The following is a 15,112-nucleotide window of genomic DNA, read 5'->3' as shown; positions in this document are numbered from 1 at the left end:
GTCGCGGCCGCGGATCAACCCGGAGGTCCACCCTGTTGCCGGCCCGGCGGTCCACCGGGCGGTCTTCCTGGCGGCCGCTGGCCGCTGCGGATGCGCTCCATCATCTGGTCGATCTGCTCGTCGCTCATGCCACGTTCCTTCATGCGGGCCCGCATCATCTCGAGCCGTTCGGGGGTCATTTGACTCGGATCGAACCCTCCCGGCTGAGCACCGCGGAAGCCTCCGGGACCTCCCTGCCCCGGCGGACCGGACCCGGGTCCGCCCGGCCGGCGCGGCCGCGGCGCGGCCTGCTCGGCCGCTGGCGCCCCGCCGGCAACCGGCGCCACTTGACCGGCCGCGACCTGGGTCGCCCGCCCGGCGGCCGTGGCCGGGACCGCCGTGAACATCGCCGGCGCCGCGGCCGGCCCCTCACGCTCATCGATCGAGATCGGTGTCCGGTCGGAGAGGCCGTCCTGACCGACGATCACGACGTCCTCACCCTCGCGCAAACCGGAAAGGACCTCCAGGCTGTCGCTCTCCTCGTAGCCGAGTTCCAGCTCGCGGCGCTGGGCGACCGTGCCGCCCCCTCCGTCGTCCATCGCCACGTAGACGGTGTCGGAAGTGCTCTCCAGGACCAGGGCCTGCTTCGGCACGACGATCGCGTTCTCGTGAACATCCGTCTCGACGAACACGCTGGCGAACATGCCGGGCCGCAGGCGGCCCTGGGCCTGGACTTCGAGAGTGACCTTGACCGTACCGGTCGCCGGGTCGACCACCGGGCTGATCCGCAGCACCCGGGCGGGGAAGCGCACGCCGGGATACGCCTCGACCGTCAGGTAGGCGGGTTGATCCAGCTTGAGCCGCGGCAGGTCCTTCTCGGGAAGCTGAATCGGACAGAGCAGCGGGTCGAAGTCGGAGATCCGGAACAGCCGCGCGTTGTTCGCGACGTGCTCGGCGTTCTTGATCACCCGCTCGATGATCAGGCCGTCGAAGGGCGCCCGGATCACGGTGTAGTCCAGCAGGATCTCGGTGCCGACGATCTGGGCGGCGGCGGCGTCGAAGTTGGACTTCGCCAGGTCGTAGGCCTCCTGGCTGACGACCTCGGCCTGGAACGAATCCTGGGCGCGGTTCCAGGCCAGTTCCGCCTCGGCCAGGTTGACCCGGGCAATGCCGAGCTGGGCCTCGATCTCAGCGGCGTCGATCCGGGCCAGCACCTGACCCGCCCGGACGAAGTCGCCCTCCTCGACGTTCAGTTCGACGATCGGGCCGGTCGTCCGGGCCACGATGTCGACCTCGTTCTCGGCCTCGAGCGAACCGTTCGTCTCCAGGTAGTCCGCGATGTCGCGGCGAATGACGCTCGTCACCCTGACCGGAATCGCGCTGGCGGGAGCGCCGAAGCCTGGCGGCATGCCGCCCGGGAAGCCACCCGGAGGACCGCCGCCACGCCCCCCAGGCCGCCCGCTGCGCTGGCCGCCGCCCGGAGGGCCGCCGCCAGGACCGCCCTGGCCCGCGCGGGGGTTCTCGCCGCCCGCTTCGGCGCTGGACTGGCCGCAGCCGATGCCTGCGGCGGCCACCGCCGCGATCAACAGAAGGGCGCCGGCCGACCGCGCCTTGCCCATGCATCTCTTGAGTTTCATGCCATCTTTCTCCGCGGAACGGCGACTGCCGCCCGCACAACCCGCTGGATGAAGAGCTTGAAGTCATCGACCAGGGAGTAAACCGTCGGAATCACGAGCAGGGTCAGGAACGTCGAAGTGGTCAGTCCGCCCAGGATGACGAGACCCACCGGCGCCCAGAAGGCAGCCCGGCCTTCGGGCTGCCCGAACACCTGAGGCAGGAAGAACGGCGCCACCATCGGCGACAGGCCCAGAATCGTCGTCACCGCCGTCATCAGGATGGGCCGCAGGCGATTCTTGCCGCCGAGAACGATCGCTTTGTCGCGGGCGATGCCTTCGCGCCGCAACCGGTTGATGTGATCGATCAGGACGATCGCGTTGTTGACCACGATCCCGGCCAGGATGAGGAGTCCCATGTTCGACGAGTCGGACCGCGGCTGGCCCGCCAGGAACATGATCAGCCCGACGCCGATGAAGGCGAACGGAATCGAGAGCATGATCGTGAAGGGCTGGAGAAAGTCCTCGAACAGCGCCGCCATGATCATGTAGATCAGCACCACGGCCAGGATCATCGCCAGCACCGCCCGCGATGCGTCCTCCTCGGCCTCCATGAACCTCCTGCCGAGAGACCACTCGTAGCCTGGCGGCAACGGCACGTCCGCAAGCGCCATCTGGACCGGCCGTCGGAGCATGAAGCCCGGCGTGCCGCCCGCGGCCGTCACGTCGATCTCCACCTTGGCTCGGCGATTCTCCCGCTCGACCTCGGACGGACCGCTCTGGACGTTGAACGACGCGAGGCTGGAGATCGGCAGGGTCACGCCCGCGCCCTCGCCGTTGGGGTCCGACACGAGGACCGGCATCTTCTTCAATTGATCGAGCGTCTCGCGATCCTCCTCCCGGTACTGCATGACCATGCCGATCTCGCGCTCCGCGGTCTTGAAGTACGCCAGCGAACGACTCGACAGCGCGCCACTGACGGTCATTGCCACCGCCTGACTCGACAGGCCGCCCTGGAGGGCGCGCTCACGGTTCACCGACACCCGGATCTCGTCGTCGCCGCTCTCGAACGAGTTGTCGATGTCGCCGACGATGGGAATCTGGCGCAGCCGTTCGGTGATCCGCGGCACCAGGAGTTCGAGAGTGCCGACGTCGTCGCCGATCAGTTCCACGTCCATCCCGGATCTCCCGGAGCCCGGAGGCCCGAACTCGGTGCGAGCGAGCTTGAACAGCACACCGACCCGCTGCGGCATCGCCTCCCGGATGAGCTCCGTGACCTCGTCCGTGGACAGCTCCGAGACCTCCTCCGGCTTGAGGTAGATCTCGAAGCGGTTGCTGCCGCCGTATCCCCGGCTGCGGCCGCCGCCCCGCCGGACCTGGTGGGCGATGTCGGCGATCTCCCACTCGTCGCGCCTGGCATCGAGCATCGCGTAGACCTCGTCGTAGAGAGCCAGGCGCTCGTCCATTCCCATCTGCCGCGGCGTCTCGACGAACACCGTCAGTGCCCTGCCCTGGGATGGCTGGTTGTAGCTCCGCTCGATGCTGTTGTAGAGCACCCAGGAACCGTAGAGCAGCGTGCCGATGACCATCGTGAAAACGAAGCGGTGGCGGAGGGTGAAGCCCAATGTTCTGCCGTAGAGGTCGTTCATCCGGTCGAGCAGCCTGAACCGGCGCTTGCTCTCCGACCTGAGCAGGATCGCCGCGATCATCGGTACCACGGTCAGGGAGATGACCAGGGAACCGAGCATGACGACGCAGACCGTCGTGCCGATGTCGCCCATGAAGCGCGAGAAACTGCCCGGTCCTCCGCCGCCGCTGCCGAAGAAGATGAGCGGCACGAACACGCACATTGTCGTCATCGTCGAGCAGATGATCGGCATCGCCACGTCGCTGGCGCCACCCAGGGCGGCGTACTTCGCGTTGGCGCCGAGTTCCTGGCGGTGCCGGAAGATCGACTCGATCACCACGATCGAGTTGTCGAGCAGCATCCCGATCGCGAGCATCAGCCCCATCAGGCTCATCACGTTCAAGGTGATCTCGGTGACGCCCGCCTGGCGGCCGAGGTACATCATGACGAAGGTCATGACCAGGGACAGCGGCACTGCCAGGGCCACCAGGAGCGTGGTCCGGAACTTGCGCAGGAACAGGAACATGAAGACGATCGCCAGGCCACCGCCGATCAGACCGCTGCGGCCCAGCTCGGTCAGCCCCTGGCGGACGTCGATCGAGGTGTCGTGGAAATGGCGGAACTCGAGGCCCTCGCCCTCGGGCGTCTGCCGAATCGCTTCGAGCTCGGCCTTAACCCGGTTCACGACCTCCAGGAGGTTCGCGTCCGAGGCCTTGTTGACGCTCAGGTTGATCGCCTCGACCCCGTTGAGAAAGTTGTGCTCGTACTTGTCCGGATAGCCGAACTTCACGTCGGCGACGTCGCCGACCCGCAGGCCGTCGCCGCGGATCGGCAGGTCGCGAATCTCGTCCGGCGCCCGGAACTCACCGACGGTGCGAACCAGCAGACGGCGGCTGCCTTCGCGCAGATAGCCGCCCGAGACGTTCACGTGGTTGTTCTGCAGGATCTGCCGCAACTCGCGGACATCCACGCCGTGGGCGGCCATGCGATCGGGCAACAGCTCGATCCGCAGCTCCCGGCTCAGCATGCCCCAGACTTCCGCCTGCGCCACGCCCTCCAGTCGCTCGATCCGGGGCAGGAGCACGTCCTCGACGAAGTCGTTCAGCTCGTCCTGGTCCCACGGCGCGCTGAGACTGCTGCGGAGAACCGGAATGTCCGTGCTCTCGAAGCGACGGACGTAGATCTGCTCCACATCGCTCGGAAGTTCATTGCGCACCCGGTCGATCCGGTCGCGCACGTCGACGGCCGCCAGCTCCATGTCGGTCCCGTCCTGGAACTCGATGTCCACCGAAGCGGAGCTGCCGCTGGCCCGCGAGCGGAGCAGCCGGACGCCGTTGATCGTTCCCAGGCTGTCCTCCAGCGGCCAGATGATCGACCGCGCGATCTCCTCTGGCGACGAGGACTGGTACGGCACCCGAACCGAGATGTTGGACGACTGGAACAGGGGCAGGAACTCCAGCGGCAGCCGCGTGAGCGACAACCAGCCGAGCACCAGCACCCCCAGCGTCGCCATGAACATGGTCACGCGCCGCTCGACGGCGAAGCGGATCAGCGGGTGGACCGGGACGTGTGCCGCCGCCTCCTGCAGTGCCGCTTCCTGCTCCTCCGGCCCACCGCGCAAGCCGGTTCCCTGCCCTTCCATCCCGACCTCCTTCTCGTCGGCGCTCACCGGCAGTCACCCGGCGAGTCGTCGTCACCGCGGCGACCGCGCCCACGGCCATCGTGGTCGCGATCTCCATGGCGCCGGCTCCGTTCCCACAGGTCACGACGCATCTCGTCGAAGCGCACCGCCTGGTCCGGACGGAGCAGCTCCCCCACCTGCCGGTGGAAGTCCCGCTGCATGGCGCAGAACTCGTCGCGGGCACCGGTCCAGTAGTGGCGTCCTCGCATCATCGCCTCGCCGACGATCGGCTCGAGCGCCGCGATCTGCTCCGGATCGAGCTCCAGGCGTCGCGCCATCCGCCGGGTCATCTTCGACCTGTGCTCGTCGAAGGTCTCGGAACGCGCCGCATCGGCCGGTGGTTCCGGCGCCGGACTCGCCGTCGTTTCACCCGGGTCCTGTTCCGGGCAGTCGAAATGGAACATCGACGACCGGGGAGGGTGCGCCTCCGTCCGGGTCTCCTGCTCCTTCACGGCGGCACGACGTTCCGGCAGAAGCCGGTCCGCCACCAGGCCAGCCGACAGGCCGACGACCAGCACGGAACCCAGCGCGACACCCATCCACAACTTCGTGGGACCGTTCGACATCATCGTGTCCCCATCGGTTCGTAGAGGACGGCCAGCAGTTCGTAGCCGGCGTCATCGTCGCTCACTGCCACGGTCGCCACGCCGGCCTCTTCCAGCCCGGCCACGAACGGATCCGGGTACTCCGCAGTCACCGGAGCTTCCAAACCAGTCTCCGGAGCCATGGGCTGGCTGCCGGAGCTGAGGGTCATGACCAGCGCGGCCCCGGCCGCAAGCGCGCCGACCGGCGACAGGCGCAGGGCGAGCAGACGCCACGCAGCGGCGTGGTCCGTACGCTCCAGCCAGGCGTCGCGGCGGGCCCTGAAACCCGCCACGAAGCCCGGTGCCGGCGGCGGCGCCGCGCACTCCTCACGCAGCGCGTCAAACAGCGAGTCGAGCCTTCCTCCGGCCTCTTCCGGTCGGCTCGACCTCTTTTCCTCCCTCATCATGTACCTCCTCCTGCCCTGGAGCCCGGCTCGCCGAGCCGGCGCCGGAGCTTCTGCCGGCCCCGATGAACGCGGATCTGCGCTGTACCGATCGGACAGCCCAGGAACTCCGCGATCTCCACGTACTTCATTCCCGCCACATCCTTCAGCACGACCGCCGTTCGCTGGCTCTTCGGCAACCGTGCCAGCTCGCGCACGAGGGCGCGCCGTAGCAGCCGCGACTCGACGGCCGACTCCGCGCCGGCCGCCGGCAGTTCGGCCAGTGCCTCGTCCCCCACGTTGCGGTCCAGCCGCAGCCGCCAGCGGGCCGCGCGCCGGAGCTCGTCGTGCGCCCGGTTGATCGCGATCCGGTAGAGCCAGCTCTTGAACGCGGCTGACTCTCCCAGATGGTCGAGCTTCCGGTAGGCCAGCAGGAAAGCGTCCTGGGCCACGTCCTCGGCGACCTCCCAGTTGAGTACGTAGCCGTAGACCAGCTTGCGCAACGGCGTCTCGTAGCGAAGCACAAGGGCTTCGAAGGCTGCGCCGTCACCCGCCGACGCTCGTCGAACGAGTTCGACGTCCTCGGAAACGCCGGTCGACCCGCGGGTCGAGTCCCGGTCGGAGGCTTTCTGAGCTGGCAAGTCATCATCCTCTTGGTGCAGGGACGACCCGCTGGCGGCCCTTGTTTCGCCCGTCCGGCCGCTCGAGGGGTCCGTCACGGTTCCGCCCGGCCGGAGCTGCCCGGCGCTCGCTCAGGCCCAGCCCGGCGCCGGAGCAACGAGTCGAGGAAACGAAGGCCACCGGTCCTCCCCTCGAAGGCGCCGTCCAGTTGGGCCTGATAGCAGCGGTCCACGAACTCGCCGATCGCCGGACCCGGAGCGAAGCCCCGAGCGATGAGGTCCCTGCCTCGCACCACCGGCTCCGGCGCCCGATCCCTGATTCGTAGCGCCTCGGCGCGCGCCAGCAGCCAGTCGCACTCGGGACAGTCGACGGGCCCGAGCGGGGGGCGTCCCTGGGCATCGGCGCGTGCCACCCGCACCAGTCGGTCGATCCGCCGTACCCGGTTGGCCAACCGCCGGACGGCCGCGTCGCCGGCGCGGCCCCGGTGGAGCTGGCGCGGCTTCAGGTGATCGACCACCAGGCGGACAACGTCGTCGACAAGGCCCCGGCGACTCGTCAGCCGGGCGAGGAGGGTTCGCGTGGGCCGCTCGCCGGCCGCCTCGTGCCCCCGGGAGCGCAGCCGCCCGTCGACGAACCGCGTCGTCGCCGGCTTGCCCAGGTCATGGCAAAGGCAGGCAAGTCCGACGACCAGGTCTTCGTCCTCGTCTTCGAGCCGTTCCCTGGCAAACGCGTCGAGGACATGTCCGGTATGCACCCAGACATCTCCCTCGGGGTGCCACTCCGGGTCCTGCTCGCAGCCGATCAGAGCCTCCAGCTCGGGATAGGCCCGTAGCCACCCGACCGTCTCGAGGAATCGCAGACCGCGTCCGATCTCGACGCCGTACAGAAGCATCTTGCGCCACTCGTCGAAGACTCGCTCCGCGCTCAGATCGCTCCAGTCGATCCGGGAGCAGAGGACCTCCGTCTCCCGGTCCGGCTCTAGGGCCAGCCGGGCGATGAACTGCATGCCGCGCAGCACCCGCAGCGGGTCTTCCCCGAAACGGTGCGAAGCGTGGCGGAGCCGCCGGCGTTCGAGATCGGCCCGTCCGTTCAGGGGGTCGTCCAACCGGTCCGTCAGGGGGTCGTACGAGATGGCGTTGATCGTGAAATCCCTCCGCTCCGCGGCAGCCTCCACGCTCATCTGGGGATCCGCGTCGACGACGAAGTCCCGGTGCCGCTTCCCCACCTTCCGTTCCCGGCGCGGCAGGGCGATGTCGATCGGGAAACCCCGCAACCTGGCGACGGAAAACGCGCGGCCCACCTGGTCGACCGGCAGCTCGAGGCCTCTAAGGACATTCTCCAGGCGGTCGGACGTGAGTCGGAACGCCTCCAGGTCGAACTCGCGGCACTCCAGGCCGAGCAACGCGTCTCGAACGCAGCCTCCGACCACTCGCACGGATCCGCCTACCGCGGACGCAGCCCGGCAGATGTCCAGCACCCTCGGCCAGGCCGGGTGTCGCTCGAAGCCTGAGCCAGGATCCCGAACCACGCTCTGTTATTCTACGGTTTGCTTTGAGCGACCGGGAATCCGCCGGCTATCTGAGCGGCCAGAGGAGGAAACCATGAAGTCGATTCGCGAATCGTGGACCATGGGGCTTACGGCCGGGCGCGCCTTCGCGCTCCCGGCGATCGTCGTGGTTCTCTGCCTGAGTCTGGCGGCGCCGGCGGCTGCGCAGCTCCCGGGCACCGTGTACGGCCAGATCTTCGACGCCAAGACCGGCGAGACGATCGAGGGCGTCGAGATCATCTTCACCGATCCCGAAGCTCCCTCGTTCCGTGAGGTGCACTACTCCGGCAGGAACGGCCGCTTCCGCATCATGCTCAAGAACGTCGTCAAGCACGAACGTTCGGGCTTCGCCGTCGAGCTGAAGAAGGAAGGCTACGTCACCCGGCGCGTCGGCAACGTGCGGATCCCCGCCCGCTCGGAGACGAGGCTCAGCCAGCTTTCGGGAGGCGGCGACTGGAACCTCACGTCGGTCGAGGACGCCCTGGAAGCCCAGGCCGCCCTGCAGCAGGGCGCCAGTCCCGGGCCCGCGCCGGAGATCGATCTCGAGGCGCAGGCGCGCGGCAGTGCGATCAAGCTCTACAACCAGGGCAGCAACGCCCTGAACTCGGGTGACTACGACACCGCCGAACTCCTCTTCACGAACGCGCTGGACAAGAAGGCGGATCTCGTACCCGCCATGGGTGGGCTGGCGCGTGTCCTCTCCTACCGCGGTGACCACATCCGGGCCGTCGAGTACGCCGAGAAGGTCGTCGCGGCCGGTGAGGACCTCGAGAACATGAACCAGATTCTCTACGCGGGCTACGACGCCCTCGGCATGGAGGACAAGGCGGAGGCCGCGCTGAAGGCTCTCCAGGCCACCGACATGGACAAGGCCGGCAAGAACATGTTCAACAAGGCCGCGGACCTCTTCAACTCCGGCCAGATCCCCGAAGCCCAGGTCGAGTTGGAGAAGCTCCTGGCCGCGGATCCGAACCACCCCGAGGCGAACTACATGCTCGGCATCTGCTATGCCGGAAGCGACCCCGCCAAGGCGAAGGCCCAGTTCGAGAAGTTCCTGAGCCTGGCCCCTGACCATGCGGACGCTCCGACCGCCCGGGAGATGCTCCAATACCTCGAGTAGCCGCCCGGTCGGCCGCCAGCACGATTCTGGCGGTCGGGTTCCTGCTCGCCGTCCCCGCCCAGGCCCAGGACGACCTGAGCCTGGAGAGGATCATGGCCCACCCGGACTGGCTCGGACGCCAGCCCGAACGGCCGTACTGGAGCAGTGACAGCGACAGTGTGTACTTCCTGCGCAAGCGGGAGGGCGAGGAGACCCGCGATCTCTATCGGGTCGATCTGAACGACCGTCAGACGAGCCTCGTCGGCGACGGCGATCGGGCCGCTACGGACGCGCCCGGCGGCAGTTGGGACCGCGTCAGGGAGCGCCGCGCCTTCGTCAAGGAGGGAGACATCTTCGTACGCACTCTCGGGGCGGACGGCGCTCTGACGCAGCTCACCCGTACGGCCGCCTTCGAAAGCGCCCCCTTCTTCACGGTTGCGGGCGACGTCGCGTTCAGGCGGGACGGTGCCTGGCTGGTACGGGACGGAAACACGGGCCTGGTCTGGCAACCCTTCGACGTGCGGGCCGAACAGGAGCCCGAAGCGGTGCGCTCCGCAAAGGACTCCGAAGCGGGGTACCTGGAGCGGCAGCAGCCTCGCCTGCTGGAGATCGTCCGGCTGCGGCGCCAACGTGAGGAGCGGCGAAGAGAGGTGTCCCAGGAGCGCCAGGCCGCCGACACGAGCCGGACGGCTCTACCCCACTACCTCGGAAAGGACGTCGAGGTCGCGGCTTCCTATCTCTCGCCGACGCTGGAACACCTCGTTCTGCGGCAACGACCCAGCCAGCGCGACCAGGGGCAGAGGGACACGATGCCGAACTACGTGACCCGGAGCGGCATGGTCGAGGTGGAAGAAGTGCGGATGAAGGTCGGTACCGCCGAGCCGATCGCCGAATCCCTGGTGCTGCTGCGCCGCGGCACCCCTGAGCCGATCCTCCTGGACGCGTCCGTCCTGCCGGGCATCGCCGACGATCCGCTGGCGGCACTGCGCGAGGCGGCCCGGGAACGGAAACGACAGCGCGAGGCCGCCGCGAACAGGCAGGCAGACGGCGACCTGGAAACCGAGAAGGACGGCGAACCGGAGGACGAAGCCGGCTCCGGGGACAGCGAGAAGGAAGCCGAGCCGAAACCGCGGAACGTGCGCTTCGGACCCGTGTCCTTCAACCGTGACGGCTCCCGGGCCGCCGTGCAGATCTACTCCACCGACAACAAGGATCGCTGGATCGCGGCGATCGACCTGCAGGAGGGCTCGCTGACTCCGTTGCACCGGATCACGGATCCGGCATGGATCAACTACGCCTTCCGGGACCAGGGCTGGCTGCCGGACGAGGAGACCCTCTTCTTTCTGTCCGAGGAGACCGGCTACTCCCATCTGACGCTCATGGACGGCCGAACCGGCCAGCGCGTGCAGGTGACCCGGGGCCCATTCGTCGTCCGTTCGCCCCAGGTGTCCTCGGATGGAGAATTCGTCTACTTCGAGGCGAACCGCGGCCACCCCGGCGTCTTCGAGGTGTACCGGGTGCCCACCTCCGGAGCCGATGCCGCCGGGATCGAGCAGGTCACGAACCTGGGCGGCGTGAACTCCTTCCGCCTCTCGCCGAACGACCGGCACGTCCTGATCGTGCACTCGATCGCCACGCGGCCTCCGGAGCTCTGGCTCCAGGCGACCGCTCCGGGAACCGATCCCGTCCGGCTGACCGACACGGTTTCACCCGAGTTTCGGGCGATCGAGTGGACGGCGCCGCGATTCGTCGAAGTTCCGTCGTCCCACGTGGATCGTCCCATCCACGCCCGGCTCTACCTGCCCTCTGAAGCGGCCGCGGGGCCGAGGCCGGCCGTCGTCTTCGTCCACGGCGCCGGCTACCTCCAGAACGCCCACCAGGGCTGGTCCTCCTACTTCCGCGAGTTCATGTTCCACACCCTGCTCGCCCGCCGCGGCTACGTGGTTCTCGACATGGACTTCCGCGCCTCCGCCGGCTACGGCCGGGACTGGCGCACCGCGATCTACCGGCAGATGGGCACGCCCGAAGTCGAAGACATGGCCGACGGCATCGACTACCTGGTCGCCAGACACGGCGTCGATCGCGAACGGATCGGCGTCTACGGCGGGTCCTACGGAGGCTTCGTGACGTTCATGGCGATGTTCCGCCGCCCCGAACTGTTCGCGGCGGGAGCGGCCCTGCGCCCGGTGACCGACTGGGCTCACTACAACCACGGCTACACGTCGAACATCCTGAACACGCCGGAACTCGACCCGGAGGCCTACGAGCGCAGCTCGCCGATCGAGTTCGCCGAGGGTCTGCAGAAACCGCTCCTGATCTGCACGGGCATGCTGGACGACAACGTCCTGTTCCAGGACTCCGTTCGGCTCGTCCAGCGCCTCATCGAGCTGGGCAAGGAAGACTGGGAGCTAGCGGTCTATCCGGCCGAAGCCCACGGCTTCGTCGAGCCGTCAAGCTGGCTCGACGAGTACCGCCGCATCCTGAAGCTCTTCGAGACCCACCTCAAACCCTAGGTCCCGCGCTGGGTGCGCCGGCGGCCCCGCCGGCCGACTAGCTACCGCGTAGCGCCGGCAGCAGGTCTTCCCGGGTAACCCGTCTTACCGCCGCGAGGCTCGCCAGCGTGCCGGCCGCCAGCACCAGCAGGAGGGTGAGTCCGAGCGACAGCCACGGCACCAGCGCGTGACCGCCGAGCAGGTGCGGGCTCACCGCGACGAGCGCCGAGGCGGCGCCCACCGTGACGCCGGCCGCCAGGAGCAGGCTGTTCTCAGCCACCACCAGCCAGGCCAGGGCGCGCCGCCAGAAGCCGATCGCCTGCATCGTTGCCAGCTCGCCCCGCCGCTCCAGCAGGTTGCGCAGCAGCACCACCGAGAGGCCCAGCGTACCGAGCAGCAGGCCGAGTCCGCCCAGGGTCTGGAAGGTGCCGAGGTAGGTGTTCTCGACCGCCTGGAACGCCTGTAGTCGCTGGGCGGTGGGGACGGCGTCGAAACCGAAGCCGGCCAGCGTCCGCTCGAGCTCCTGCATCGTCCGGTCCTGCTCGTCCGGTTCGGTTCGCAGCAGGAAGTAGGAAGCGCCCGTCCGGCTCGGGAAGTGCCTCGCCAGGTTCGCCTCGGAGATCACGAGTTCGCTCTGGAACACGCTCTTGCGCAGGAGCCCGACCAGCCGCAGTTCGATCGTCTCCCCACGCTCCGTCTCGACCTCGATGCCCTGGCCGAGCCCCGAATGGAGAATCCACATGACGGAGTTGAAATCGCCGATCGCCGGAACGATGCCGGGGCCGAGGTCCTGCTCCAGCAGTACCCAGGGCGCCTCGCCCGCCTCGGAGATGAGCGACTGGAAGCGAAAGCCCCCGCGCTCTATGAACTCCGGCGGCGCGCCGAGCAGCCGCGGCCTCTCCGGCTGGAACAGGTTGAGGCAACTGATGTCGTCGCCGGGCACCGTCCGGAAGGCAACGATCTCGGCGCGTCCGACGAGATCGGAAGCCTCCTCGCCGAAGCCCAGTTCGTAGCGTCCCTCCACGCTTGTCATGTCCGCGAGAACGGAGACATCGGACTCCGCGACCAGATCGAAACCTCCGGCCCCCGAATCCAGACTCCTCGTCTCCTCGCCGAAACGCAGTCCGTAGGCGCCGACGGCCACGATGACGAACGACGCGCTCGCCACCAGGGCGGCGCAGAGCAGGCTCCGCCCCGGATTGAGCGAGGCGTTGGCCGCCGCCATGCTGGAGCCGGCGCGCCAGGACCAGCTCCGGAGCGGGGCTTCCGGCCGCCGGCGCAGCCAAAGGGTAAAGCCGGCAAGTCCGGCGATCAGGAGGCAGGCGCCGCCGGAGAAGAACAGATAGGCGGCCGACGACGCCGGGGCGGCAGCCGACCCGCCGAGCAGGGCGACAGCGAGACCGCCGGCGATCCCCCTGGTCCAGCGCGCCCTGCGTCCCGGCGCTGACACCGCCGCCGGTCGCTCGGTGGTCTCTCCCCGCAGCAACCGGATGGGCGACACGGCCGCCAGCCGGCCGACAGCGCCCCGGATCGCGAAGAACACGACGAGGAGCGAACCGGCGCCGCCCAGGGCCAGCGTCAGAGGCTCGACGTGGAGGTAGAGATGACTCGAACCGACGGCGGAGCGCCACAGGGTCCGGAGCGCGGCCATCATCGCGCCGGCATAGAGCACCGCTCCGCCCAGGCCGAGCAGGACACCCGCCCCGCCGAGCAGGGCGCCTTCGACCAGGAAACGCCGCCGGACCCGCTTGATGCCGTGGCCGAGCGCCAGCAGCAGGCCCATCTCGTTGGCGCGGCTCTCGGTTCCCAGACGGAAGAACAGGCCCACCAGCAACGCTGCGGAGACGATCAGAAACAGGCTGAAACCAATGAACAGACCCCCGAAGTCGGTGGCGCCGGTGGCGCCCCGCAGGCCCGCGGCCTTGACCGCCTCGACCGCCAGACCCGCCGCGTGCAGCTCGACGCGTTCCGGCGCCTCTCCCTCGAGAGCGGCCCGGAGTTGACCCGGCGAGTCTCCGTCCGCGGGCAGCAGCCGGAACGAGGTGAGAAGACCGAAGCGGCTGGACCAGAGCTCGGCGCCGTACTCAAGGGAGACGAACAACTTCGGGGTTGCCCGATGTTCATCCCAGTAGGCCTCGTCCTGGTCCCTGATCCGGCTGAGATCGACCGGGAAGGTCGGGTCCCAGTCGCTCATGTTGTCGGCGTCGGCGACTCCCGGAAAGTCGGGAGTCAGGTTGCGGTCCGCAGCCCAGCCCGTCATCTCGACCACGCCCGCGACGGTGGCCTGAACCGGCCGCTCGACCAGTTGCTCGCGATCGCCGATGACGAAGTAGTCGAGCGTCAGCCGGTCGCCCTCACCGACCCCAAGGTCCTCCGCCAGGAAGGTGTTGACGAGCACCTCGCCAGGCGCGAGCGCCGGCGCCGGCCGACCGTCGGCCAGCCGCAGCACGCCGAGCTCGCCGGCCCTCCCCGTATCGAGCGCGGCGATCGTCGAGTAGGGAGCCGCGGCGCCGTTCTCCGCGCCGGTCCGGTTGGCGAGATAGGTCGAGACGCCGATCGCCTCAACACCCTGGTCCCGCGCCAGGACCTCCACCGCTCCGGCGAGCTCCTCGCCGAAGACGATCTGGGAACTGGTGATGCGCAGGTGATCTTCCGCCTCGGCGAACGCCAGGCTGAAGTCGGCCGCCTGAGCATGGGAGCGAATCCGGCGCTCGAGATCCAGCGCCGCGGCTTCGGGTTCGCCGGCCTCCCCGAGCTCGCCCACGAGCAACGCGTTCGCCAGACCGCGCCGATCGAGCTCCCGCTGAAGGTCGCGAAGCCGCACGTAGCCGACCAGGGGCTGGCTCTGGTGGGGCGCCAGTTGGAAGCGGCCGGGGCCATCGTCCTCGAGCACGGAGACCACGCTCAGCCGCATGCTCTCCAACTGGTCCTCAGGATCCTTCTCCCCCATCAGGCTGGCCCGCGGCGCCTCGCTAGGGCGCTCCAGGTAGAGCACGACGGAGTCGCCGGTCTCGACCGCCAGCGCCTCCGCCAGCGAGCGGTTGACCGCCAGCGACGCGAAGAGCTGGCCGTCGCGCCGGGACAGGTCGAGCTGCTCCGTCGCGTCAGGGAAGAAGGAGCCGAACCCGTCGTCGATCCCCTGGACGTTGACCCGGGCGGCGCGCCTGCCGCTCTCGGGTTCCACGACGCTTCCCTGCATCAGGATCGCGGCCGACACCGGACCGTAACGCGCCGTGAAGGCGGCGTCGCCGGCCAGTTCGTTCCGCAGTTGCTCGCGGAAGAAACCGGCGCCGAGAAGGGCGTGATCGATGCCGCCCAGGCGCTCGAGCGTGAGCTGGCGCAGACTTCCCCGAACCGAGTCGCCGACCATCAGCGCGCCGGTCAGCACGGAGGTCGCGACCGCCGCGGTGAGCACCACGGCGACGTTCGAGCGCCAGTAGTGACGGAGACTAGGCAGGGGGCCGGACGGGCGAGCAACAGCCACCGC

Annotated in this window: 9 protein-coding genes; 2 read left to right on the top strand and 7 right to left on the bottom strand. The window is 68.9% G+C overall.

Annotation, left to right across the window (positions count from 1 at the left end):
- Window positions 1-14: 14 nt before the first annotated feature.
- The 6 genes from OXG83_04690 to OXG83_04665 form a co-directional block, all read right to left on the bottom strand.
- Window positions 15-1,616 (bottom strand): efflux RND transporter periplasmic adaptor subunit, encoded by a 1,602-nt coding sequence (locus tag OXG83_04690; protein MCY3964316.1) that lies wholly within the window; start codon window positions 1,614-1,616, stop codon window positions 15-17.
- The gene (locus OXG83_04685; GenBank protein MCY3964315.1) at window positions 1,613-4,888 is read right to left on the bottom strand and encodes an efflux RND transporter permease subunit; all 3,276 of its coding nucleotides are present in this window, start codon (window positions 4,886-4,888) and stop codon (window positions 1,613-1,615) included. Before OXG83_04685 ends, OXG83_04690 begins: the two co-directional genes overlap by 4 nt.
- Complete coding sequence (locus OXG83_04680) at window positions 4,885-5,466, bottom strand: hypothetical protein (protein ID MCY3964314.1); 582 nt, start codon at window positions 5,464-5,466, stop codon at window positions 4,885-4,887. Before OXG83_04680 ends, OXG83_04685 begins: the two co-directional genes overlap by 4 nt.
- Window positions 5,466-5,888 carry a hypothetical protein gene (locus tag OXG83_04675; GenBank protein ID MCY3964313.1) on the bottom strand — a complete coding sequence of 141 codons (423 nt, stop codon included), beginning with the start codon at window positions 5,886-5,888 and terminating at the stop codon, window positions 5,466-5,468. Before OXG83_04675 ends, OXG83_04680 begins: the two co-directional genes overlap by 1 nt.
- Window positions 5,888-6,508: a sigma-70 family RNA polymerase sigma factor gene (locus OXG83_04670; GenBank protein ID MCY3964312.1), complete on the bottom strand. Its 621-nt coding sequence runs from the start codon at window positions 6,506-6,508 to the stop codon at window positions 5,888-5,890. The genes OXG83_04675 and OXG83_04670 overlap by 1 nt, the downstream gene beginning before the upstream one ends.
- A 74-nt stretch (window positions 6,509-6,582) precedes the next feature.
- On the bottom strand, window positions 6,583-7,917 hold the full coding sequence (locus OXG83_04665) for an HD domain-containing protein (protein ID MCY3964311.1): 1,335 nt from the start codon (window positions 7,915-7,917) through the stop codon (window positions 6,583-6,585).
- A 172-nt stretch (window positions 7,918-8,089) separates the two neighbouring features.
- Here OXG83_04665 and OXG83_04660 point away from each other — a divergent pair, with 172 nt between their 5' ends.
- Entirely contained in the window at window positions 8,090-9,154 is a 1,065-nt protein-coding gene (locus tag OXG83_04660) for a tetratricopeptide repeat protein (GenBank protein MCY3964310.1), read from the top strand.
- A gap of 92 nt (window positions 9,155-9,246) precedes the next feature.
- On the top strand, window positions 9,247-11,646 hold the full coding sequence (locus tag OXG83_04655) for a prolyl oligopeptidase family serine peptidase (GenBank protein ID MCY3964309.1): 2,400 nt from the start codon (window positions 9,247-9,249) through the stop codon (window positions 11,644-11,646).
- A 37-nt stretch (window positions 11,647-11,683) separates the two neighbouring features.
- Here OXG83_04655 and OXG83_04650 read toward each other — a convergent pair whose 3' ends face one another.
- Window positions 11,684-15,109, bottom strand: coding sequence for an FtsX-like permease family protein (locus tag OXG83_04650; protein ID MCY3964308.1), 3,426 nt, complete (start codon window positions 15,107-15,109; stop codon window positions 11,684-11,686).
- Window positions 15,110-15,112 lie beyond the last annotated feature (3 nt).

It is taken from the genome of Acidobacteriota bacterium, assembly GCA_026707545.1.
Classification (GTDB): Bacteria; Acidobacteriota; Thermoanaerobaculia; order Multivoradales; family Multivoraceae; genus Multivorans.
This window is presented reverse-complemented; position numbering and strand designations above follow the sequence as displayed.

Coding starts and splice junctions, on each gene's coding strand:
- OXG83_04690 (MCY3964316.1), bottom strand. CDS start 1,616: ATGAAACTCAAGAGATGCATGGGCAAGGCGCGGTCGGCCGGCGCCCTT.
- OXG83_04680 (MCY3964314.1), bottom strand. CDS start 5,466: ATGTCGAACGGTCCCACGAAGTTGTGGATGGGTGTCGCGCTGGGTTCC.
- OXG83_04675 (MCY3964313.1), bottom strand. CDS start 5,888: ATGAGGGAGGAAAAGAGGTCGAGCCGACCGGAAGAGGCCGGAGGAAGG.
- OXG83_04660 (MCY3964310.1), top strand. CDS start 8,090: ATGAAGTCGATTCGCGAATCGTGGACCATGGGGCTTACGGCCGGGCGC.
- OXG83_04655 (MCY3964309.1), top strand. CDS start 9,247: ATGGCCCACCCGGACTGGCTCGGACGCCAGCCCGAACGGCCGTACTGG.